The 23375-nt window shown below is 42.1% G+C and carries 19 protein-coding genes; 6 read left to right on the forward strand and 13 right to left on the reverse strand.

Features of this window, described 5'->3' with window-relative positions:
- The first annotated feature begins 4 nt into the window (after positions 1 to 4).
- From flaJ to ACZ5A8_RS05890, 3 genes are all read left to right on the forward strand, one after another.
- Positions 5 to 1630, forward strand: coding sequence for an archaellar assembly protein FlaJ (gene flaJ, locus ACZ5A8_RS05880; RefSeq protein ID WP_229391836.1), 1626 nt, complete (start codon positions 5 to 7; stop codon positions 1628 to 1630).
- 2 nt (positions 1631 to 1632) lie between these two features.
- The gene (locus tag ACZ5A8_RS05885) at positions 1633 to 2601 is read left to right on the forward strand and encodes a hypothetical protein (protein ID WP_464532764.1); all 969 of its coding nucleotides are present in this window, start codon (positions 1633 to 1635) and stop codon (positions 2599 to 2601) included.
- A gap of 144 nt (positions 2602 to 2745) precedes the next feature.
- A complete protein-coding gene (locus ACZ5A8_RS05890) occupies positions 2746 to 2925 on the forward strand; it encodes a hypothetical protein (protein WP_464532766.1) in 180 nt (59 codons plus the stop codon).
- A gap of 771 nt (positions 2926 to 3696) precedes the next feature.
- Here ACZ5A8_RS05890 and ACZ5A8_RS05895 read toward each other — a convergent pair.
- From ACZ5A8_RS05895 to cobA, 8 genes are all read right to left on the reverse strand, one after another.
- Entirely contained in the window at positions 3697 to 6306 is a 2610-nt protein-coding gene (locus tag ACZ5A8_RS05895) for a valine--tRNA ligase (RefSeq protein ID WP_464532768.1), read from the reverse strand.
- Positions 6307 to 6645: 339 nt separating this feature from the next.
- Positions 6646 to 7299: an HAD family hydrolase gene (locus ACZ5A8_RS05900; RefSeq protein WP_464532770.1), complete on the reverse strand. Its 654-nt coding sequence runs from the start codon at positions 7297 to 7299 to the stop codon at positions 6646 to 6648.
- Between the two features lie 310 nt (positions 7300 to 7609).
- A complete protein-coding gene (locus tag ACZ5A8_RS05905) occupies positions 7610 to 8374 on the reverse strand; it encodes an HAD family hydrolase (protein WP_464532771.1) in 765 nt (254 codons plus the stop codon).
- A gap of 171 nt (positions 8375 to 8545) precedes the next feature.
- Positions 8546 to 9496, reverse strand: a complete 951-nt coding sequence (locus ACZ5A8_RS05910; protein WP_464532773.1) for a phosphotransferase — start codon at positions 9494 to 9496, stop codon at positions 8546 to 8548.
- Positions 9497 to 9850: 354 nt separating this feature from the next.
- Positions 9851 to 10528 carry a molybdopterin-dependent oxidoreductase gene (locus ACZ5A8_RS05915; RefSeq protein WP_464532774.1) on the reverse strand — a complete coding sequence of 226 codons (678 nt, stop codon included), beginning with the start codon at positions 10526 to 10528 and terminating at the stop codon, positions 9851 to 9853.
- Positions 10529 to 11148: 620 nt separating this feature from the next.
- A complete protein-coding gene (ahbC, locus tag ACZ5A8_RS05920) occupies positions 11149 to 12348 on the reverse strand; it encodes a 12,18-didecarboxysiroheme deacetylase (protein WP_464532776.1) in 1200 nt (399 codons plus the stop codon).
- Positions 12349 to 12641: 293 nt separating this feature from the next.
- On the reverse strand, positions 12642 to 13433 hold the full coding sequence (locus ACZ5A8_RS05925; RefSeq protein WP_229391827.1) for a uroporphyrinogen-III synthase: 792 nt from the start codon (positions 13431 to 13433) through the stop codon (positions 12642 to 12644).
- 27 nt (positions 13434 to 13460) lie between these two features.
- On the reverse strand, positions 13461 to 14228 hold the full coding sequence (gene cobA / locus ACZ5A8_RS05930; protein WP_464532777.1) for a uroporphyrinogen-III C-methyltransferase: 768 nt from the start codon (positions 14226 to 14228) through the stop codon (positions 13461 to 13463).
- Between the two features lie 593 nt (positions 14229 to 14821).
- Here cobA and rnz point away from each other — a divergent pair.
- Positions 14822 to 15739, forward strand: coding sequence for a ribonuclease Z (gene rnz, locus ACZ5A8_RS05935; RefSeq protein WP_464532779.1), 918 nt, complete (start codon positions 14822 to 14824; stop codon positions 15737 to 15739).
- Between the two features lie 149 nt (positions 15740 to 15888).
- On the opposite strand, the gene ACZ5A8_RS05940 is transcribed toward rnz, so the two are convergent.
- The 3 genes from ACZ5A8_RS05940 to ACZ5A8_RS05950 form a co-directional block, all read right to left on the reverse strand.
- Entirely contained in the window at positions 15889 to 16149 is a 261-nt protein-coding gene (locus ACZ5A8_RS05940; RefSeq protein WP_229391824.1) for a hypothetical protein, read from the reverse strand.
- Between the two features lie 391 nt (positions 16150 to 16540).
- Positions 16541 to 17659 carry an AAA family ATPase gene (locus ACZ5A8_RS05945; protein ID WP_464532780.1) on the reverse strand — a complete coding sequence of 373 codons (1119 nt, stop codon included), beginning with the start codon at positions 17657 to 17659 and terminating at the stop codon, positions 16541 to 16543.
- A gap of 246 nt (positions 17660 to 17905) precedes the next feature.
- Positions 17906 to 19057 carry an ISH3 family transposase gene (locus ACZ5A8_RS05950; protein WP_464530343.1) on the reverse strand — a complete coding sequence of 384 codons (1152 nt, stop codon included), beginning with the start codon at positions 19055 to 19057 and terminating at the stop codon, positions 17906 to 17908.
- A gap of 549 nt (positions 19058 to 19606) precedes the next feature.
- Here ACZ5A8_RS05950 and ACZ5A8_RS05955 point away from each other — a divergent pair.
- Positions 19607 to 19795 (forward strand): hypothetical protein, encoded by a 189-nt coding sequence (locus ACZ5A8_RS05955; RefSeq protein WP_464532782.1) that lies wholly within the window; start codon positions 19607 to 19609, stop codon positions 19793 to 19795.
- Positions 19796 to 20061: 266 nt separating this feature from the next.
- A complete protein-coding gene (locus tag ACZ5A8_RS05960) occupies positions 20062 to 20592 on the forward strand; it encodes a hypothetical protein (RefSeq protein WP_464532783.1) in 531 nt (176 codons plus the stop codon).
- Between the two features lie 188 nt (positions 20593 to 20780).
- Here ACZ5A8_RS05960 and glmU read toward each other — a convergent pair whose 3' ends face one another.
- Positions 20781 to 21974, reverse strand: coding sequence for a bifunctional sugar-1-phosphate nucleotidylyltransferase/acetyltransferase (gene glmU, locus ACZ5A8_RS05965; protein WP_464532785.1), 1194 nt, complete (start codon positions 21972 to 21974; stop codon positions 20781 to 20783).
- Positions 21971 to 23275 (reverse strand): phosphoglucosamine mutase, encoded by a 1305-nt coding sequence (gene glmM / locus ACZ5A8_RS05970; RefSeq protein ID WP_464532786.1) that lies wholly within the window; start codon positions 23273 to 23275, stop codon positions 21971 to 21973. Before glmM ends, glmU begins: the two co-directional genes overlap by 4 nt.
- Positions 23276 to 23375: the final 100 nt, after the last annotated feature.

A 23375-nucleotide genomic window follows, 5' to 3' on the forward strand; every position in this document is an offset into this window, starting at 1 on the left:
CTGAATGGAAGTCTCTGAAACAAAAAACGTTTTAACTAAAAGGTCTAATTCGAACTCCATTTTAGACTGGTTTTCTCGTAAACTCAGAAGTTACCAGAAAGAACTCTATATGAGTAATGATTTGCTTTTTTCTCTCACTTATATGGCGTCAATCTCAACTGCCAACCTGACAAGAGACAAAATATTCACAAGCATATCTGATAAGAAAGAATATTGTCCAAGTAAATACTTTGGTCAAATTAGAGAACTGGCCCAGAACTGGCACTATGATTACGCCAATGCATGTGAACTCATATCCACAAAAGTAAGTCACGAAAGAATGCGGGAACTTCTTAACAGGTTATCAAACGCTATAGCTGCAGGAGAACCTGATAACGAATTTCTCACCAAAGAATGGAAATTGTTTAAGACCAAAAGAAAAGATGAGTTCGAAAGAGAACTTGAAACCACCAAAGAATGGTCAAACGCTTACACAGCATTGCTTGTCTCTACATCCCTTGTAGCTATAATTATATTACTTTCAGTAATTTTATACAATATTGGTGACCCGGCGGATACGCTTTATTCCACAATGTTTATTATATTTTTTATGGCTTTTCTTGGGGTAGGATTACTCTTTTCATCCTCTCCTAAAGATTCTAAAGTCCACGATTTAAGCATAAAATCAAAAGAGCAGGCATACATCCATAAGTGGATGCCTCTTACACTTGTTCTATCCGCTCTGGCTGTTATAATATTTACCATTATACCGGCTTTTATCGGTTCATTTGATTTTTTCATTGATATTAAAGGAGTCGGAATGATTCTTGCAGGAGTTATTATGTTGCCTGTCGGAATTGCGGCAAATAGAGATATTGATAAAATTAACAAAAGGGATGAATGTTATACAACTTTTATAAGTAGCTTAGGGTCTATTGTAAGTGGTTCCGGTCTGACAGTTCCGAAAGCGCTTATAAAGATTGATCCAAAAAACCTTGGAGAGCTTAAAGAAATGAGTCAGGAGCTCTACAAGAAACTGGCAGCCGGGCTGGACCCTACACTGTGCTGGGAGAGATTTGTCGGAGAGACGGGCAGCTATTTGATCTACAAATTTACAAATGTTTTTGTAGATGCTGTAAATTTCGGGGGTAATGCAGGAGTAGTAGGAGAGCTTGTGAGCTCATCCAACCTTGAACTGGTTCTCCTAAGAATGAAAAGGGAACGCGTATCCAAAGGATTTACCAGTCTTGTTATACCTCTGCATGTAGCAATGGTTGCCCTTCTTCTTTTCATAGGGCAGATCCTGACAATCTTTTCTACTATCATATCGACTCTTTTTGCCCAGTTTGAGACTAATAACGGAGAACTTGGAGATCTTATGCCCAGCGGCATGGGTGGCATGAATTTAGGCATATTTGGCGGGGTTCCTGTCGAATTACTTGGCCAGTTTGTTGTAATAGTAATTATTATTCTAACTCTTGCTAACATATTAGCAATTGTTGCTGTAAAAGGGGGACCAATGTACTTAGCAGTCTATTACGGTATTTCTATATTTATCCTCTCAGGGATACTGATGATTATAACTCCTCCTTTAGTGGAAATGGCCTTTTCATTCAATGGCGCACTTGATAATCTAGCAGCAGGTGTATAAATATGGATTTAAAAACCATATACGAAACAAATTTTACGGTCTTCATAGGTATTTTTGTAACTCTGGCTGTAATGGGAACAACAACTCTATATGATAGATATAAAAGTAAAGGCGGAGCCTCATTCAATTTTGAAGAGGTTAAGCTTTTTTCGGACCTGAACCAGAAAATAAAAACATTAAGATCAGAGGGCTTGAAGCATTTTTCTGAGTACAGCAAAAAACTTAGCGGCATATCCCGGAAAAAATCCGGTTCAAGTCGGAAAAAATCCAGTGCAGTCCAGAAAAAATCCAGTTCAATCCATAAGAACTCCAGCAAAAATAATCTTGAAAAAGTGGAAACAATATTCCTGAAAGCAAAAGATGCTATTCAGAAGCTTTTTGTTAACTTACGCAATAAAATTTCATCTCTTTCATCCACTTTATCTCGCAGGAATAAGCATGATAATGAAAAATTTGTTTCTTTATCTGATAAAGAAGAAGCAGACTCAAAATTTGGCTTAACTAATAAAGTTAACAACCTTGATCAAGTAGTCGAATCCAAAAAAGACGAGTTAGATTTTGATGACGACCTTCTAACTAAAATGTCTACTGCAGGCACTTTAAAAACCAATGGTCTTGAAGCTAATATGGCAGAACCGTTTTTTGGTGAGATTTCTTCAGAGATCGATGTATCACTTGATAAGGATTCAATGTTTAATGAAAATGAATTTGAGATTAAAATTGAGGGACTGGACAATGAACCTGTTGAAGATAGTTTCTCGTTTAACGACAATTCTGCGGAGATAAAGTTTGGTGACGAAAGTGACAGCCTATTAGCTTCACTAAAGAATGATATCGTAGTTTCGAAAGAGAAAAGGATCAATTTCATGGATGATATGAAAGGGGAAGACCTGGATCTGAAACTGATGAAATCTGACCTTGAAGGAGTTCTCAGGGATCTGAGAAAATATAGGCGAGGTTCAAAATCATAACTGATCAACAGTTTATTTATTCAAAACTATAACTTCTCGACTGGTTATGATAAAATGGTAAAAATTTACAGTACTGTGAACTGATATCTAAACTTAAAGAACAAAACGAAGTTGTACAATAACACACAAAGTGAGTGATGAAAAATGGTAGATGCAAAATATATCGGACTTATAGTTTTAGCAGTGTTTTCAGGATCAATGCTCGTATACACCTGGCTGTCCCTGTATAATAGATTTGATTCCGGTGTAATGTTCTATGCAGCACTTCTGATCTTATCTTTTTCTCTGATGCTGGTAAGAGGCAAAACATCGGTATCGAATTAAAAATGTTTCTGAGGATTTCTAAATACCTGTACAAGCAAACGCTATGTTGTAAATTCCAGTGAAGACTTGCCTGAATTGCAGGTTAATTGAAATCCTCTACTTTCATGTTTTTCTTTAACCTTTACTCTCAATCTCTTACGAGTAATTAAGTAAGCAGGGCCTTACACAGCCTTCAGGATTTAAATATAATTTAATGTCGCGAAAATCAAGGCTATTTCTTTTATATTATTTTCTCGACCTCTTTCTATAATTCTCTTTGGACATTATGAACTTTTAAAATCAGTTGGTTTCTGATTAATTTGTTAATCTATACCTGAAACAGGAGAGAACCTTTCAGTTTTCTTTTCCCGAGTAGCACGTGGATAGGGGTCTGTCAACCAATAAATGTTACTCTTAACCGGAGCCCGCTTTTTCAATTCAAGCAAATATAAGCGCCTCCGCAGATTGTCTGACAGTCCATCAAAAAAAGAAGCCCGGAAAGCAGAAAAATAGGAAAAAGAAGGAAAAGAAGTCGCAGGTTATTATTTAACCTGTTTTCTTCTTTTTCCTCTTTTTAACGGGGAAGGCCGCTCTCCATCGTCGAGCGTGACAATAAAGATCCGGTATAGCTTATGAGGCTATGCGGGTAGATATATTGTAACTCAGTTCGAGTGAGCTCAGTTCACTGCTCTAACCTATAAATTAGTCCTCTTGAGCACAGCGAAGCGGAGCGAAAAGGACACCGTGCTCCCGAAGCGGAATTCGGGCGAAGCGGAATTCGGGTGCCAAAGCTTACCTGACAATAACGACTACCGCGCCTTTTACATCCAGAACGTCTACCTCACGGCCTCCGGAAATTACTTCTTTCCGGATCTCGACTGCTTCGGGTTCGAGTTCTACTTTTTCTCCGTTTACGATAACGGTTATTTTGCCTGAAGCCGCCTGAGCCTCAACTGAAGCAGGGTCTTCTGCCTGAAGGGCTTTCACAATGGTTCCGGCATCTTTTCTGAAGCGCGGTCCCAGAAAACCCATGTTGGGTTTAACTTCCACAGGCACGTACTCAAATGAAGGAGCACCTTTCATAACCTCCACTTCAGAGTTCGTAGCACCTGCAATATCCCCTGTATCGAGCCTTGCATTGTAGATCTCTATTTTTTTAAGGGGAGAGTTCAAGGCCATTCCAAGGTCTGATTTATATCTGCGAACCTCGCCTGTGATATCTTTGATCATTTCGCCTGCAGATTCGGCTTCTTCGCTTATCAGGCTTTCATTGACTTCAGGCCAGGCTTTCGTGTGTACACTTTCACTGCTGAACCTTGAGTACATCTCTTCTGCAAAGAAAGGTATGAACGGAGCAAGCAGAAGGGAGAGGGTCTTAATTGTTGTGTAAAGCACATACTGGGCTGCTCTCCTGCCCTCAGGATCTTCCCCGTAAAGCCTGCCTTTTACAAGTTCCAGGTAGTTGTCTGCAAGGATTTCCCAGGCAAAGCCGCGGATAGCCTTGAATGTGGAATCAAATTGATACCCGTCAAGGTCCTTTGTGGCAGTGTCCACAAGCCTGTTAAGCTTGCTCAGGAGCCACCTGTCAATTGTATGGAGAGAGTCCAGAGGGAAGCTGGCAGCATTCTCAGGCTCAAACTCCTTTAGGTGGGACATCGAGAATCGGTAGATGCTCCACATTTTCTGCAGGAAGCGTGAGGCTGAAACTACATCTTTCCAGCGGAACATTACGTCCGAACCCGTGGAACCTCCAACAGCTCCCCATTGTCTGAAAGCGTCGGCACTGTGCTGTGCGGTCACTTCTTCGGGAGATATAACGTTTCCGAGAGACTTGCTCATTTTATGCCCGTCAGGTCCAAGCACCATTCCATTGACCACTATAGAGTCCCAGGGCCTCTTTCCTTCAAGAGCCAGGCTTCTCAGGATCGTGTAGAAAGCCCAGGTCCTGATGATGTCGTGCCCCTGGGGGCGAATCTGTGCAGGCAGGCGGAGCTCGTGTTCGCTTTCCCAGCCTGAGACATGCAGGGCAGTAATCGAGGAGTCCATCCAGGTGTCCAGCACGTCTGTCTCGGGCTCAAATTCGGTTGAACCGCAGGCACAGGCTTTCTTTGGTGCATTTTCATTCGGGTCAATCGGGAGCCAGCTCTCTTCGGCAATCATGACCTCCCCGCATTTTTTGCAGTACCAGATCGGGATCGGGGTTGCAAAGATCCTCTGCCTGGAAATGCACCAGTCCCATTCCATTGTGCCTGTCCAGTTCTGGAGCCTGACCTTCATGTATTCAGGGTACCAGTTAATTTCGTCTGCAGCTTTCAGGATACCTTCATGGTTTATTTTTACGAACCACTGGGGCCCGGAAAGAGTTTCTATGGGGGTATCACAGCGCCAGCAGAGCCCGACGTTCTGTTCAAGAGGTTTCTGATCATAGAGGAAATCTGCAGCTTTGAGGTCGGAAATGACAGCTTCCCTGCATTCGGTAATACTCATGCCTTCGTATTTTCCTGCAGCTTCTGTCATCTTGCCCTGTTTGTCGATAGCTTTTACAAGGGGCAGTCCGTACTTTACCCACCAGCGCACGTCCTGCTTGTCCCCGAAAGTACAGATCATCACAGCCCCTGTGCCGAATCCAGGCTCAACAGCTTCGTCAGCAATCAGAGCAACTTTTTGCCCGAAGAGGGGTACTGTAATTTCCTTGCCAATATACTGGCTGTAACGTTCATCTTTCGGGTTTACGGCAACGGCAACACACGCCGCCATCAGTTCCGGCCTTGTAGTTGCGATATCGACCTTGTCGAAGTGGACAAAGTTAAGTTTTGTCTGCCCGGCATCATACTCTACTTCCGCAAAAGCAATGGCAGTTTCACAGCGGGGACACCAGTTGACAGGGTGGTCTTCGTGATAGATATGCCCTCCATTGTACATCCTGACAAAAGATTTCTGTGTTTTTACGAAGTATGAGGGCTCCATGGTGACGAATTCATTGCTCCAATCCACGGAAAAGCCCAGGCGCAGCATTGTTTTGCGCATCTTGTCGATGTTTCCTACCGTAAGCTCCCTGCACATTCTGCGGAACTCTGCCCTGGGGACCTGGTTTTTAGTAATCCCGTGAGTTTCTTCAACCTTAACTTCCGTTGGCAGACCGTGGCAGTCCCAGCCCTGGGGGAACATTACGTTATACCCCTGCATGCGTTTGTACCTGGCTATAAAGTCGATGTAACACCAGTTAAGCGCGTTTCCGATATGGAAATTGCCTGTAGGATAGGGTGGCGGAGTATCAATAATATACTGAGGGCGGGTATCTTCTCCCCAGTTGAAGTGGTACATGGAGAGGTTCCACTTCTCCATCCACTTTTCCTCGATCTCGTTTGCATTATATTCTTTTGGAATTTCCGATTCTGTCATAAAGACACTCCATGATTGGGAAATAAGTGTAAGAATTTCTTGGGTTTTAGAGTGCTTGCGATTATTTAAATATATCTGGTTTTGGATGAAAAGAAATCTCTTACTGTGCAGGAACTTTCAGATTATATGTTTAGTTTTTGTTGATTGCATTTTTTTGCCCGGGGAACCGGCTAACTGCAATGAAAATATTTATTATTGTTTAACAACAGCTAGTCTAAAGGCAAACAAAAAAGGAACAGACAAAAAAAGAGTAAATGGATAAATAACCGTAAAAATTATACAGAAGAATTTAATGGTGCAGTCCCTTTCCTTTACGCTTTCTTCTGTATTCTTATGCCCTTATGCATATTTCCATGCATTATGAATGTGCATCGCATTCATCCCGAGGCTTTGAGGTGGATATATGTCGTTTTCCGGCGTGTCTCCGATAGAAAGCACTTCCCAGGGCTCAAGCCCAAGGCCATCGAGAGCCATACTGAAAAGCCGGGTGTCAGGTTTTTTGATACGGTAGTCCGATGACATAATTACGAAATTAAAGCGATCGTACAGGCCAAGGAATCGAAGCTCCTGTTCCGTAAAAACCCTCTGAGCATTGGAAACAATGCATTTGGGGATATTTCTATATTTTTCAAGCAGGCGCAGGCTCTGAGGATAAGCTTCCAGTTTCTTTAAAGACGCAGTTCTGAAGACCCTGGCAGTTTCAATCCCAAGCCAGAAAGGATCGATTTCTCTAAAGGCATTTTCGGCACAGATCTCGGCAAAAATTTCTTCTATGCGGATATCAGGGTGCTGTTGGCCTGAGTTTCCAAGCCTGCCTATAACTTTCCACCTGTATTCTTCCCTAAATCGGTCGGGTTCTATCCTCACTCCCTGATAGAGTAACCATTTGATCACCCTTTTACTTGTTTCCCGGCTTCCTTCATCTGTTTTGATATCGATGAGAGTTTTGTAGCAATCGAAGATTAAACCTTTAATTTTTCCGTTTTGGAGCATAGAGATTCTCCACTTTATTTTTATAATTCTGTAGGTTTCTGGGCTATTCTATATTATTATTCCATTAATATTGAGATCTATCTCTTATTATATAGTCTTTACGACAATACCTATATTGCATACAAATAGCAATATATAGTTTCTCATTTCTATATAAATTCCTTTAGTACCAAATAAAAATTGATGAATCAGGAGCTAATTATTCAGAGAAACTCTAAAAATCGGAAACAAAAACTCTTAAAAAAAGAACCGCAAATTCTCATTGTCTGTATTTATCTTCACAAAAATAAAATACTCGGGTTTATGGGAATCAGTCAGTGATCCCATAATGTTTCCAGGCTTCTTCAATGGTCATTGCCCGCATCCCGAGTTTTCTAGCTGGAAATATTTCGTTTTCGTAAGAGTCCCCAAGGGACATAACACACTTGGGCTCAAGTTCAAGTCCCATCCTCTTGAGTGCAGTCATGAAAAGCCTGAGATCCGGTTTTTTGTATCCTACATCTGACGAGAAGATCACGAAGTCAAAGTAGTCGTAGAGCCCGAGGAACCGGAGTTCCAGTTCGGAAAAGACCCTCTGCCCGTTGGAGATTATACACTTGGGGACGTTTATGCAGCGCTCAATTAATTTTACGCTCTGAGGAAAGGGACGCAGTTTCCTTATGGAGGCTGCTCGAAAGACCCTGGAGGTCTCAATTCCTAGCAGTTTTTCATCAATTTTCCATATCGAGTTTTCCCCGCAGATCTCGGCAAAGATATCCTCCACCTTTATCTCAGGGTATATCTCCTTTGAGTCTTCCATCCTTTCGTGAACCTTAAATGTGTACATATCCCACAGTTTTTCCGGCTTTATTTTTACCCCATGGTAAGCAAGCCATGCGCTTACAGTCTCATAAGTCTCGATCCTGTGTTCTTCGGTGTGGATATCAATAAGCGTCTGGTAGCAGTCAAAAATAACCCCCTTTATTTGGCAGCTCTCAAATACATCTTCCCCTGCTCCGGCAAGATTGCCCAGAAAGGCTATAGTGTCCTTGCCTGCTTCCGATTCATGGTCCCTGGAAATATTCTTGCCTCCCATATCCCCTTAGTGACTGTTTTAATTCTCTCTATTTCCTTGATTCCTTTTACTTCCTTAATTCTCTCTATTTCCTTAATTTCCTTTATTTCCTTAATTCCTTTTATTTTCTTAATTCCTTCTGTTCCTTAATCCCCTTTATTTCCTTAATTCTCTCTATTAAAATTCTCCCTATTAATTCCCTCTATTAATTGCACCTAAACATTCACGTGCTTCTCTTATCAGATAATTTCTGTAATCGCCCTGGTGGAGCCTTGCCGAACGGAGCAGCCCTATACTCATGAAAAAAGGCAAAATTCTGGTAATTCGGAAAAAATCCTTTTCCCCGCGGCTATACTCCCAGAGAAAGTTCCCTATATATGGTTCGGCTTTCCAGCCTCCACCTTTGTGTAATTCAAACTCGTTCTTGAGTTCTGCAGTAAGAATTCCGAGGTCCCTTACAGGATGTGCCTCAAACCAGGAGCTTTCGAAATCAAGTGCATAGGGTTTTCCTTTGCAAAAAATATAGTTGGAGGGGGTAACATCCCTGTGGACCATACAGCCGTACTCCCTGTCGAGCCAGGAACTGTACCACCATTCCCCAAGGAGTTTGTTGAAAGCCTCTCTCGTGTCATAGTCAAGCTTCAGGTGGTCCAGAACGTCGTGATAGTTCCTGAACTCATTTTCTTTATTGTAGGAAGATTGTGTATTATCATGCAGCTGCCTGAGCATGTGAGCCACCGCAGCAAGTTTCTCATAAAGGTTCTCTTCGCGTTTGAGGTGCCAGCTAAGAGATTTTCCGGGTATGTGTTCGGTAACAAGGACACAATTAAAATCTTTATTTACTGCAAGGGGCTTTGCAACATTTATTATCGAAGCTGCTTTCTTCAGGTTCCGGTACTCGTTCATCATGCCTTTATAAGAGTTATATGCTTTCAGCTTCCCTGTAGGTTCGGCAAAAAATTTTGCCATTACGCTGAAATGCTCTCCTTTGAACTGGTACCTGCAGACGGTGTGAGATGAATTATACTTAAAAACTTTTACATAGCACTGTTTATCGCGAATTCTATTTCCAACAACTTCTTCTACAAGCCAGTCCCTGAATGGGTCTCCAGGGTTTAAAGTATTAACATGGCGATTTGCCACTTCAAATTACCCCCATTTTTCCAGAAACAATCTCAACAATGCTTTGCCTCGCAGATCTATTTCTTTTAAATCTCTTACTTAAACGGCTATATCTCTTAATTTCAAGAGTATTGCAGTGAAATTCTGGTTATGAAACTTAAGCCAATAACGAAATTTAGGCCTACTCAAAAATTTAGGCTGTTCATGAAACTTAGTTATCATGAAAGATAATTAGTAAAAGGTAGTTATAATCAAATCCTGTGATAATCAAACGTAGCTAAGGATTTGATTCTCTGATTTTGATTCTTCAATACTGACAAGAGTATACTATAGCCTGGGTATCTTATATTATTATTGGTGTTCCGATGTGGGCTTTTATCTCTGCCTTTCAAAAGCAGGCCCGCCGACATCAGCTATGTTATTGTATCCGCGTTCTTCCCAATACCCTCTATAAGACGAGTCACTGAGTTCGGTCCTTACTATCCATTTCGCCCATTTGTACCCATACTTGTCTTCAGCTACAAGCTGCAGAGGGAAACCTCTTTCAGGCGGCAGGGTTACGTCATTTAGTTTATATGCAAGTATGATGTCGTTTTCTAATAGATAGTCTTTATCAAGAGAAGTGGAATACCCGTCAGTGTTGTAAAAAATAACGGTTGTTGCATTTTCCATAACTCCTGTTTCTTCAAAGATCTCAGCTATTCTTACTCCCGTCCATTTTGCATTAAAGCTCCAGCCTTCCACACAATTAAGTTCAATAACCTTCGAAGTTTGAGGTAACCCGATTATTTCTTCATACGTAAAATTCCTGGGGTTCTCCACAAGCCCGTCAACCTGAAGCCTGTAACTCTCTCTATCAATATACTGAGTGCCTCTGATAGCATTGTTGCGCTGCTGTGCGATAGGGGTTAACTGTTCGCCCTGATACGAAAGAGTTTCTGTCTCGTTATCATAGATTACTGTTCTTTCCCTATCGGATACGCAGCCTGAAAAGTCTGTAAAAAAGACTGTAAAAGCAACTGAAATAATCAGGAGTAAATGGATTTGTTTCATGTATTTAACCTGCCTCCCCAAATCTTTTCCTTAAATGCTCTTTCCTAAAAATATGCATTCGACATGAATAAATCATTATTTATAAAAGAAATTTCTAGCGTCCCTGTCTCGCCCGAATTGCGCCTCGCCCGAATTGCGCCTCGCCCGAATTGCGCCTCGGGAGTACGCGTCCTTTTCGCTACGCTGCCGCTTCGCTCAAGAGGACTAATTAAAAATATTGGTACAGCTACTCGATGCAGGAGAGCGGTCTTTCCCGCAAAAAAGAAGAGAAATTTAATGTTTGTTGTCTCAAGAAATCGGGAAAAGTTATTCCGGCAAAGATGGCTGGATCCTCGAATTATTCTTTCAGCACCTCGTGCCGTTTAAGTCAGCCTGTGTACAGTATATATAAATGAAAAAGCTGGCTCTACCCGGATTTACGACTCCAAAATATCTACTCTGTAACCGGTAGAGACTCGAAAAATAAAAGGGATAGGAAAGGCCGGGTGGGTGCAAACAAAATAGAATTGGATGCTCTCTAAAAAACGCTTATTTCAGGTTATAAATAAATTCACAGGTAAAATAAGCTGGTAAAAAAGGCTAAAAGTAAAATCCAAAAGTAAAAAAGGGCCTGAAAGATTTCAGGCCTCGTCGTATCCGATTTCTTCTTTTGTGAGGTAACAGGCTGGGTCATCTGCCCAGACATCCCCGTAAATGGCTTCGGCTCGAACTCTGAAGTTTCCGTTGCAGACATCAAACCATTTACACTTTGCACAGCGGTCTCCGCGGGCCTGGATGAGGGGTTTTCTGTACTTGAGTCCGGCCATCAGTTCATCACTCAGGTCGGTCCAGATTTCACTGAAGGGCCTTTCCCGTACATTTCCGAAGGAGTAATGTCTCCAGAACTGGTCTGCATGAACAGAGCCGTCCCAGGAAACGCATCCGATTCCTATTCCTGAAGAATTGCCCTGGTTCATAGAAAGGAGCTCGAAAATTTCGGCAGCCCTTTCCGGGTTTTCTTTCAGCATTTTCAGGTAGATGTAGGGGCCGTCGCAGTGGTTGTCCACGGTAAGGACTTCGGCAGGGAAACCTTTTTCGTGCAGTTCCTTCGTCCTTTCCATAATCAGGTCCACAGCCTGCCTGGACTCTTCGAGGGAGAGGTCTTCGTCTACCATCTTCGAGCCTCTGCCTGCATAGACAAGGTGATAAAAGCATATTCTTGGGATCTTTTCTTTCTCAAGGAGGTCAAAGATTGCAGGTATGTCCCTGACGTTTTGCTTGTTGATGGTAAAACGCAAGCCCACCTTTATGCCTTCTTCCTGGCAGTTATGCAAGCCCCGTAGGGCTGCATCGAATGCCCCCTGCATGCCCCTGAACCTGTCGTTAGTTTCTTTTACGCCGTCAAGGGAGATTCCTACGTAAGAAAGCCCGACCTCTTTTAACTTTCTTGCCAGCTCTTTATCGATGAGAGTCCCGTTTGTTGAGATTACAGCTCTCATCCCTTTCTCTCTGGCATAGGCTGCAAGCTCAGGCAGGTCTTTTCGCATTGTGGGCTCGCCCCCGGAGAAAAGCATGACCGGAGATCCAAATGCTGCAAGGTCATCGATAAGGGCTTTTCCTTCTTCGGTAGAAAGTTCGTCTTTGAACTCTATGTCTTTTGCCTGGGCATAGCAGTGAACGCATTTAAGGTTGCATCTGCGGGTCATGTTCCAGACTACTACCGGTTTTTTGTCTTTTGAAAACTGCAGAAGGTGAGAGGGAAGCCTCTTTGAGTCCCTTCCATAGCGAAGGGCGTCAGAAGGTTCCACGGTTCCGCAGTAAAGTTTTGAAATTCCTATCATATCGATCGTTAATTTAAGATTGTTTTCCGCAATTTTAAGTATTGTTTTTTGAACCGGCTTTTAAGGAGCAGTCTTTTTAGCACACCTTTATCTTGCCGGTTCAAAAAAACGGCTTGAGTTAAACTTCAGACAGGTTTACCGAGAAAGGTTCTAAAGGTTCTGAGCATACTTCCAGCCGATTCTGCCTTATGTAACTCTTTCTTATAACTCTCGGCATGACCTTCTCCATAGCTGGTTTTTCATAGCTGATTTTCATAGCTCCTTCTTCATAGCTGGTTTTTCATAGCTGATTTTCATAGCTCCTTCTTCATAGCCTTTATCAGAGCATCGAAGGTGAACTCATCAGGGATTACATTCGCATTGACTCCGTGTTTTTTCAGGGTATTTCCCGTAGGGGTCCCAATTGCGCCTACAATAGCCCTGCTAAGAGTCTCTTTTATAGTCTCTCCTGCTCCCAGCTTTTCCGCATGTCTCATAAAGCCTCTGACCATCATCGAGCTTGTAAAAGCGAAGGCATCAATTTCTCCTGCGAGGGTGCGTTCTATGAGCTCTTTCTGGGCTGCACCTTCAGGAATGCTAAGGGTGTACACATGAGTCTCATAGACTGTTGCTCCGCATTTTTCAAGCCCTTCTATTAAGACTTTTGCCCCAAAAGCGCTCCTTGCAAGGTCGACTGTTTTCCCTTTTACTTCGGGGCAGAGAGCTTCTACGATTCCTTCGGAACTGTAGTCTGCAGGCAGGAAGGAGTTTTCAATTCCTATTTTTATAAGCTCTTTTTCTGTGTTGGGGCCGATTGCTATTACTCTGCACTTTTTGAGGGACGAAATAAAGTTTTCCTTTTCGGTTTCTGTGAGCTTGTCCAGTGTAAAAGTTATCCCGTTTGCGCTTGTAAAAACAACGTAATCCGAAGTCCCGTTAATGACCCTCTGTACAAAAGGCTCGAAGCCCTCGTCTTTTATGCCTTCAAGCTTTATCATGGGAGCATAGATGGGCTCAAAACCGCAGTCTCTGGCAATTGCCTCGGACTTTTCCCTGTAACTGTCAGGCCTCATGATTGCAAGCACGGGAATTTTATTTTCTGCCATATTCCTTTCTCCTGTCCTTTCAGCGGGTTAAAACTCCACTCCAGTCAGCTGTTCTCCGAGGATATCATGTAGCCGGACTACATCTCCTACAACCGTAATGGCAGGGGCTTTTACTTTTCGTTCTTCTGCCAGGTCAGCGATGTTTTCAAGGGTTCCCACGGTTACCCGTTGGTCAGGCCGAGTACCTTTCTCTATGACTGCAACTGGGGTTTTTGGGTCTTTGCCATACTTCATGAGCTCTTCGGTATTTCGCCCGAGCATTTTAACACCCATAAAAATTACAATGGTTCCGTTAAACTTTGCCAGGGTCTCCCAGTCCAGTCCGCTCTCCTCCTTTGTGGGGTCCTCGTGTCCTGTTATAAAGGTGACCATCGACGTGCTTTCCCTGTGGGTTACAGGAATTCCGGCATATGCAGGCACTGCAATTGCAGAGGTGATCCCGGGCACGACTTCGAATTTAATACCTTCTGCTACAAGCACCTCGGCTTCTTCTCCTCCTCTTCCGAATACATATGGGTCCCCTCCTTTCAGCCGGACTACCATCTTTCCTTCCTTTGCTTTCTGCACAAGCACTTCGTTGATTTCGGACTGGGTCATTGTATGGTTGCCCGCGTACTTCCCCACATCAATCTTCTCTGCAGTTTCCGGCATTGAGTCCAGAATTACTTTTCCCGGAAGCTGGTCGTAAATAACGACCTCAGCACTGTCAATCAGCCGGCGAGCTTTCAGGGTAAGGAGCTCAGGATCGCCTGGACCAGAACCCACAAGATAAACTTTTCCGTAATTTCCTGACATGTGACGACGGTTCCTTTTTTTTCCTTTACAATTGTTGATAAATAATTATCTCTAAATTCTCTTGAATAGTTCTCTTTATCCTTCAGTCCCTTTCCTTCACATCCTGATAGATGAGCTGATACCTTAATGGAGAAATTCCATAACAGGATAGTTTCTTCTGAAGGGGAAATCCATCTTCTAAGAAGGAGAGGTTTGATAGAAATGTAAATCTGTAGAGTTTAAAGAGCTTTTATAATAAATAATGTACTATCTTTATACAATTTTATTGCGTAACTTTTATATATTAATTCTCATGCTTATTTTATATTTCTTATGCCTATTTTGTACGTTACACTTTTGTTTATGGCTTGATTCTTGAAAAAGGGAGTGTAATAGGGAGTGTAATAGAGAGTGTAATGGGGTGAATAGGGAGTGTAATAGAGAGTGTAATGGGGTGAATAGGGAGTGTAATAGAGAGTGTAATCAAAGAGTATAGAGCGACTGGTAATTAATAAATACCTCCGATTTAATTACCTCTGATAGAATTAGTGGTTTATTATAACTGATAATTTCATTTTCCCAGTTAATATTTCATCATAATTAGTGAGTAAATCATGCTTCGCATAACTTTTCTAGGCACTGGCGGGTCCCTCCCGACCCGTAACAGAAATCCGTCAGCAGTAATGATCAATAGAGAAGGGGAGCTTATCCTATTTGACTGTGGAGAAGGCACCCAGCAGCAAATGATGAGGGCAAAGACAGGCATGATGAGCCTATCTTCTATTTTCATCAGCCATTTCCATGCTGACCACTTCCTTGGAATTCCCGGCCTTATTCAAACTATGTCTTTCCTTGGCAGGAGTGAGCCATTGACAATCTACGGTCCTGAAGGGACAAGAGAGTTTACCGAGTTTTTTAAGATCCTTGGCTATTGCAATCTTAAATACGAAATCCGGGGTGTCGAATTGAGACCTGACGACATTGTGGAAGGGGAAGGTTATGTGGTCCGGGCACTGAAGACCGAACACAGCATTCCGAGCCTTGGCTATGCCCTTATTGAAAATTCTCGCCCCGGACGTTTTAACAGGGAAAAGGCAGTCGGGCTTGGAGTTCCTCCAGGCCCCCTTTTTGCGAAACTGCAGAGGGGTAATCCTGTGGAAGTGAACGGAAAGATCGTAAAACCCGAGGAAGTTATGGGAATTCCGAGACCCGGAAGGACAATTGTATACACCGGGGATACCAGGCCCTGTGAAGCAATTCTTGAAGCCAGCAGGGATGCTGATCTCTTAATCCACGACGGCAGCTTCGCCGATGAGATGGCAGACTGGGCGGAGGAGTCCATGCATTCGACAGCCGGAGAGGTTGCAGCTCTTGCAAAAGGAGCCGGAGTCAGGAAACTTGTCCTTACCCACATAAGTTCACGTTATACCGATGATGCGGATCCTGTTCTGAAAGATTCAAAAAAAGTTTTTGAAAATGTTGTTGTAGCTGAAGACCTGATGGAACTTGAAGTGCCATACAGACCTGATTGAACATACTTGATTGAGCCTTCAAATGCCGGATAGGCCTTTTTGCGAAAGGTTTGAAGTTTCCCTTAAAAGCAAGGTTTAAAAATTAGATTAAACTTCTCTACAGGAAACAAACCTGCAGAAAGAATCCTTATCCAGTATAATCGGGTTGTTCAGACAAGTGTCCAGTCCAGTGCTTTGTTTTTAGCGTCGTAGAGTGTAACCCTCATGGTCTTGTCTTCTATTTCATATATTTGCTTGATACCTAGATAGAAAGTATCTCCAGGGTTGATTTCAATTTCACCGTTAACTCTTCCGAAGTATACCCTCCCCTTGGTATCTTTTTCCTCAACTGTCACACCTTTCCAGGCCAGGTTCTGGATCACGTTTATAATGCTGCATTCAAAGCGGTCAACTTCACGTATTTCATTCATGAGAATCCCTTTTAAATCTTGTTTCAGGTCTGGTTAAGACCTTGTTTAAATATGACTTCTGATAAAGAATAATGATTTCTATACATAAAACTATCCCAGAGGCTTTAACAGGGAACCCTCTTTAACGGAAAAATTCTCTTAACAGGAAGCCCTCCTATCAACTTTTTAAATTCTTCATATAAATGGTAAGAATCTGGAAAAAAGTTTCCTTAGACAGAAAAATTAATCTATATGGGGAAAAATTGCAAAAGCAGTCGAAAATAAAGCATCTCATTAACGAATACCGCATCAATGAATATTGAATTAACTGTATTGCATTAACGAAATGATGCATAAGAGAGGTGCTGCAAATATCTCAAGGTAAGGGATAAAAGGCACTTTCTCTTTCGGTTTAGACATATAGATGGGTTGGGTCCGGAGTGAAATCTTTCCTGCCCAATTTTGCAAGGGCTTTTTCAAAGTCTTTGACAGCGACGGTTTCTCTGTCTTCAATAATTGCCTGATGCAGGGCGGTTTTAAGGATTTTTTCGACAATATCCCTGCCTGAAAGCCCTTTAGCCTTCTTCGCAAGTGCCTCAAAGTCACATTCTTCTACCTGCAGAGGGAAGGTCTTCACGTTTGATCTCAGTATATGAACAATTTCTTCTTCCCCAGGAAGGACAAATTCAATCTCCTCTTCGAACCTGCTTCTTACAGCAGAGTCCAGGGAATTGATACGGTTTGTCGAGCAGATTGTACAGACTCCGTCACGTTCAACTATCCCGTCCATTTCTGTTAAAAGGGCATTTACGATTTCGCTTACATCTCCTCTTAGCTCCTGAAATCTCCTGTCGAGAGCTATGGCATCAAGTTCGTCAATGAAGATTATACAGGGAGACATCTCTTCTGCCCGGTCATAGAGCTGGTGGATCTGACGAGCTCCGTCCCCTACATATTCCCCTATTAGCTGGGTAGCCTTGACCGGAATGATCGGCACGTCAGTCTTGTTTGCAAGGGCTTTTGCAAGCATTGTTTTTCCAGTACCCGAGGGTCCGAAGAACAGGATGTTTCTTGGCGCCCATTTCCCGAAACGTTCTGGCTCTTCCAGAAAGCGTTCGATCAGTCTGCACTTCTGCTTTGCAAGTTCCTGCCCTATCACATCTTCAAATTTAACATCAGTTTTTATTTCTGCAGAGGAAGAGATTCCGTTTTCCTCTTCGGTTACGATAATTGACGTTGAGTTTCCTATTATGGATTCTGCAGGTTCCACATCTATAATGCGGTATGCAAAGTCTGGGAACATTCTTTTGTCAAAGAGATAGTCTCCTTTACGGGCAACATACCCGTTCCACTGTTCCCGTGCATAGAATTCAAAAACATCTCTGTTTTCAATAACAGGATATTCTTCCATCATGCCGCTCAGAGGATATCCTTCAGGTTTCAGGATGATAAGTTCGGATGTTGATTTCCCGAACTCGGTATTGCTCTCGTGAGTCTTTTTCGCGTTCACTCTTTGTGAGACCGGTCGCACTTTGTTATCAACTCGAATACTTTTCTATACCCTATAGTAATCTGAAGAGCTAATAAAATTAACCCATGAGCCAGTCTTGAGATTCGATTGCGAAAGCCTTATCTGACTCAGTAGAAAAAAACCAATTTCCTGAAATCACTTTTTCTGGATTTATTTCCAGTCGTTTATCTGTAAGTAAATTACATGGATTTGAGGTAACTTCAGTAGTTCGCTAAAATCTTTCCTCCACTTTTACTCTACCTTCATTTATCTCAAACACCACACTGTTGTCCTCACTCTTAACTTTCTTCTTATCCATTCCTTAATAATAAGTATAAATACTTCAAATCTGAACTTATCCTCATCTATGACCTGAGGTCCTCTTTTGACAATAGTAAAATGTTTATTCTGAATGTATAGCCATATATTTTTTAGTAGAAAGGATACCAATGCATAAAAGTACCTTATAGTTGCGTTTTTAGATGATGTCTTTGGTCTAACCACATTCCTCATCCTGTATGACGATTCAATAGCAAATCTTCTTCTGTAAACTGTACTGACCTTTCTTGGAGACCATTTAACTCCAAAAACAACAAAACCAAGGTTCTCACATCCCTTTTTACCTCTCTTTCCTTTCAGATACTTAACATCAATGATAATGTCTAAAAGAATCTTTTTCTTAGAATTCTTCATGACATATTGTGTACTTCGAGCCTTATTCCCATTCATAAGTTGCTTCATCTTCTCTCCTTTCTTGACAACAGGAACTATGTGAGGAACACCATTACTTTGCAAAAATTCAAACACATCTATAGAATAAAACTCTCTATCAAGGCAGAGAACCTTGATTTTAAAATTCAGTCTTTTGATGAGATAGAGAAAATAGGAGAGGTATTCAACCATTGGTTTTTTCTTTTCTACAGGAAGAACAGATACAGTAAACCTTTCGTTCTTGTTAGTGATGTAGAGGGAGATATATGAGTAAAAAGAGTTTGTTGACTTTTTAGCTTGGCTACGAATTACATATTTCTCGTTAGACGAATCTGTTTTCCCGTAATAAGGATCGTTGGTTAAATCAATGGCAAACTCATAGCTCTTACCTGTTTTGAGAGTTTTTAGGGGATTTTGAAGAAGAATCTTTTCATTGGATAGGATCAATTCGTCCATGTTTAGTTTCTTAAGATGGTAACGTAAAGATGTTTCACAAGCAACAGCAGAATACTGTTTTGAGACAGAATGGACTGAACTCTTATCGACTGCCAAACTCACAACAGTACGAATAATGTCTTCACTTGTAAGTGAACCATTGATCTTGAGGATTACATGAGATGTGAGAGGTTGTAATACAGAATCAATACAGTACTTTGACTTTAATTCGATTTTAAACCTATTTCTGAACTTATTTGTGAAAAAAGACATAGAGAGGCATTTTTCATTACATATAAAGGTATCGAGAAGCTTCCGTAATGAGGAAATCAAAATTAGCGAAGTACTGAACTTATATATTCAATTTCAGGTAACCATTATATATTCAGATACTTAATGTACAGATATGTATTTTCTGAAGAAATCTCAAGGATGTAAGATCTCTCACGGATGTAAAATATTTATAGGAGTAGGAGTAACGATCTTATTGTTTAAAATTTGCTTGAATAACCGTTTATGCAAGCTTTGATAAATATTTTATTCGAGTAAAGAGGCATCCATGGCGAATTCTTTGGCAAATCCTTCAGGTCTACTCATTTAACGAATAAAATTCGATCAAAAGGGAAAGCTAATATATTAAGTCAATAATATAAATATTTTAATTATCAAATTAAAACTATTTTCATAAATAGTTAAAAGCTGTAATTAATTACCCAGCGTGTTACCTATTAACATATTTATTGGTAATACCATATACATATATTCTAAATAACATAAAAAATCTTAAGCATCTAACTAAGTTAGTTCTAGAGTATGATTTATATGTTTACTATGGAGAATACGGAAGGTTTTGACCAGAAAACTCTTGATAAGATGAATGCTGAAGTCAAAAAGACTATGAGCAAGCACGACCAGAAGTCGAAAGATTATAAGAAAATCTGTGAGCAGGTTGAAGACCAGGTCTTTGACAGGTACTGTACTGAGGTGTTCAGACCCTCTCTTAAACTTTAACTCTCGCCGCTGGATAGCTGGATAGAACCTATCCCGGTGAGTTTTTAATTTTTGCTTTTTTTCTTCTTTTTTGCGCTTTTTTGTTTCTTTCGATAGATCTCCAGCAAGAATTCAATAAAACCCTGAAAGCCGGGAAAGTTATTGAATATAAGAAAGCCATGAATTTTTAGTCCCTGGAAAATTTAATTTATTTACTTTTATTAATATCCTGGAAACTTTAATTTATATTGAGAACTTTTTTATATCCTCAACTCTTATTTTCAACTATGGCTTCTTACAGTAAAAATAGAATTCTGGGTTTATTCTTAGTTGTGCTTTTGCTTGCCCCAATAACAGGTGCAGCTTCTAATGCGGGTAATATTACAGCAGCCAGCACCTTTACAACTTCTGTCAATTCCAGTACGGAGAACGATCTTTTTTCCGAATTAAGCGCACAGATGACGCTTTATAATGATAACATTGATAATGTCCCCTCGCTTGTTAAAAGACTGGTCGGAAGTGAGGAAATTGCCGGAAGAATTGAGCTTAATAATAATGAAATGCTCTATGTAACTTTACTTATGAACGGTGGAGAAGTAAAAGACTTTTACAGGTATGACACTCCTAATGACCCGAATTCGAAGTTCGGTCCTTCCATAATCGTTGAATCCGATGAAGATACGATAAGAGAGATACTCGATTCGGATTATCCTTTGAGGAAAGCTGTGGAGAACATGAATGAGGGATCCCTTGATGTGGAAATTGAAGGTTACTTCCGAAAAACCGTGTTATGGGGTATACAGCAACTTTATTCATAAGCCCGGTAGTGTGTTCATAGGTTCCACAAAACAGGCTTAAACAAACTCAAATAAAAAAATAAATTCAGTTAATAGAATTTCAGTTAATCGAATAAATCCGCATAATAAATAATACAGGAGATTTCCCTCCTTAACCCATCAGGTAAAAGGAGGGGTTCCGACTTCTTTTTACACTTTGATCCGGATTCTCAGTGCTTAACCACATCTCCGGGAAGTGTGGCTCTTCCTTTTCCCATCACCACACCTATATTTATACTGGTATTGATACCTGTGTGCACATCATCTCCCATAATTACCCCGAGTTTTCTTCTACCGGAGTCAAGAATCCTTCCTTTCAGCATTACCTTTATATTTTTCCCATCATGGCGGAGATTTGCGACTTTCGTACCGGCTCCGAAATTACATCGGCGTCCTATTACGCTATCTCCTACATAGCTCAGGTGCCCTATATGAGTGCCTTCCATGACAATTGTATTTTTTAACTCCACTGCATTCCCTATCCTGACACGGTTGCCTATTGCAGTTGAAGGGCGGATAAAGCAGTTGGGCCCTATATCACAGTTCTCCCCTATTACCACCGGTCCTTCAATATAAGCACCATTTCGGATGAGGGTACCCTTTCCGATTGAAACTTCACCTTTTATGGTTGCATTTGGCTCCGCTGTACCCTGGCAGTTACCCTTGAGACCTCTTAAGAGGTATTCGTTTGCTTTCAGGAGATCCCAGGGATATCCTATGTCAATCCAGCTGTCTGCAAGGGGACTGTATCCCGCAGGCGCTCCGCTATCGATCAGCATTTGAATAGAGTCCGTGATCTCAAGTTCCTTTCTTACGGAAGGCTGGGTTTTGTCAATGAAGTCAAAAATGGATTCACTGAAAAGATAGATTCCGGCATTTGCAAGGTTGGTAGGGGGGTTTCTCGGCTTCTCAATTATCCTGATTACTTTATTGTCCTCGGTTTCAAGAACCCCGAAGTCTGAGGGATTTTCCACCTCTTTTACGCAGATGACAGCTTCTTCTTTTCTTGAGAGCAGGGCTTTTAAGTCCTCCTGCCCGATGAGCATGTCTCCGTTAAGTACCAGGAATGCCCCTTCAACGTGCCCTCTTGCATAACCTATGGCATTTGCAGTCCCTAACTGCTCTTTCTGCTGCACGTACTCGATGCTCACTCCCCATTTGCTTCCGTCCCCGAAATGGGCTTTTATTTGCTCTTCGAGGTATCCCGTAATAAAGACAAAACCTTCAATGCCCGCTTCTACGGCTGAGTTCAGTATATGTTCAAGTATCGGTTTGTTTGCAACCTGAAGCATCACTTTGGGGCAGTCGGAGGTGAGGGGCTCCATCCTTGTGCCTTTGCCTGCAACAAGGACAACTGCTTTCATTTAAGCGCCTCCTTCACTATTTTTTCTGCCATATCATAGATCTCATCCACATTTTCCCGGGCTTCTGCCGTAATCCTTACCTTCGCTTCCGTGCCAGAGGGGCGGACAAGAACCCAGCCGTTTTCAAGTTCCACGCGGATCCCGTCAATGTCAAGGACTTTTCCGAGAGGTTCAAGTCTTCTTTTTACCCTTTCCATGAACTCTGCTTTCTTTTCGTTTGCACAGGGTAAAGCGCCCCTTTTTGTGGCATAAACAGGGAGTTCTGCCCTGAGTTCGCTTAATTTTTTTTCCCTGACAATCTCAACAAGCTTTGCAGCTGCATAGATCCCGTCAGGGCAGTAGGAAATCTTCGGGAAAATCCAGCTTCCGGAAGGCTCTCCGCCGTAGATGGCGCCGTACTGTTTTATGCCTTCTGCAACATAGACATCCCCAACTCTTGTCCTTATGATTTCCGAGCCTTCAAGATGGTCATCTACCATCATGGAGGTATCCACAGGCACGACCACGGCTCCTTTTTTATCTCCGCACTCAAAACGCCCGAATATTGCAAGCAGGTCATCTCCTGACACGAAGCTGCCTTTTTCATCGACTGCCATCATTCTGTCTGCGTCCCCGTCATGGGCTATTCCAAGGTCAGCTCCGAACGCCACAACTGCTTTTTTGAGCAGGGAAAGGTTCTGGTCGTTAGGCTCAGGGTTTCTTGCCGGGAAATGTCCGTCAGGCTGGGCATTCAGGGTTATTACCTGGCAGCCGAGTTCCTGCAGGAGGTAAGGGGTAATTGTACTTCCTGCTCCGCATCCGCAGTCGAGAACCACACGCAGCCCGGAGCTTCCTACAAGCCCCTCGATCATATCCATATGGTCCCTAATGGCATTTTCGTCTTCAGCAATTTTCCCTATAAGGTCCCAGGTAACCCGTGAAAAATTTTCATTTTCGATAGCGTCTTCAATCTCTTCCTGCTGGGCTGAGTCAAAAGCCATGCCGTCAGGGTTCCACAGCTTTATCCCCACATACTCTGAAGGGTTATGTGAGGCTGTAACCATTACTCCACACTCGTATTCTCTAGCTGCATATGCCAGGGTCGGGGTAGTTACCATGCCCACTTTCGTAACGTTACAGCCTGCTGCAGTCAGCCCTGCAACCAGAGCGTGCTCTATCATAGGCGCCGAAACTCTGGGGTCCCTCCCGATGACCGCAGTTTTTTTCCGGCTTCCGAGCACAAGCCCTACCTGCAGCGCAAGTTCGGGCGTAACTTCCTTATTTACTATACCTCTAATTCCTGAAGATCCGAAGAGTTTCATAAATCCCACTCCATATATCATGAAGTTCATTTCTGTTCTGAAATCCCATATCTGGTTAATTAACCTGGTTTTAAGTTTCAGATCCTGAAATTTTAAGCTT

The sequence above is a fragment of the Methanosarcina subterranea genome (genome assembly GCF_055385895.1).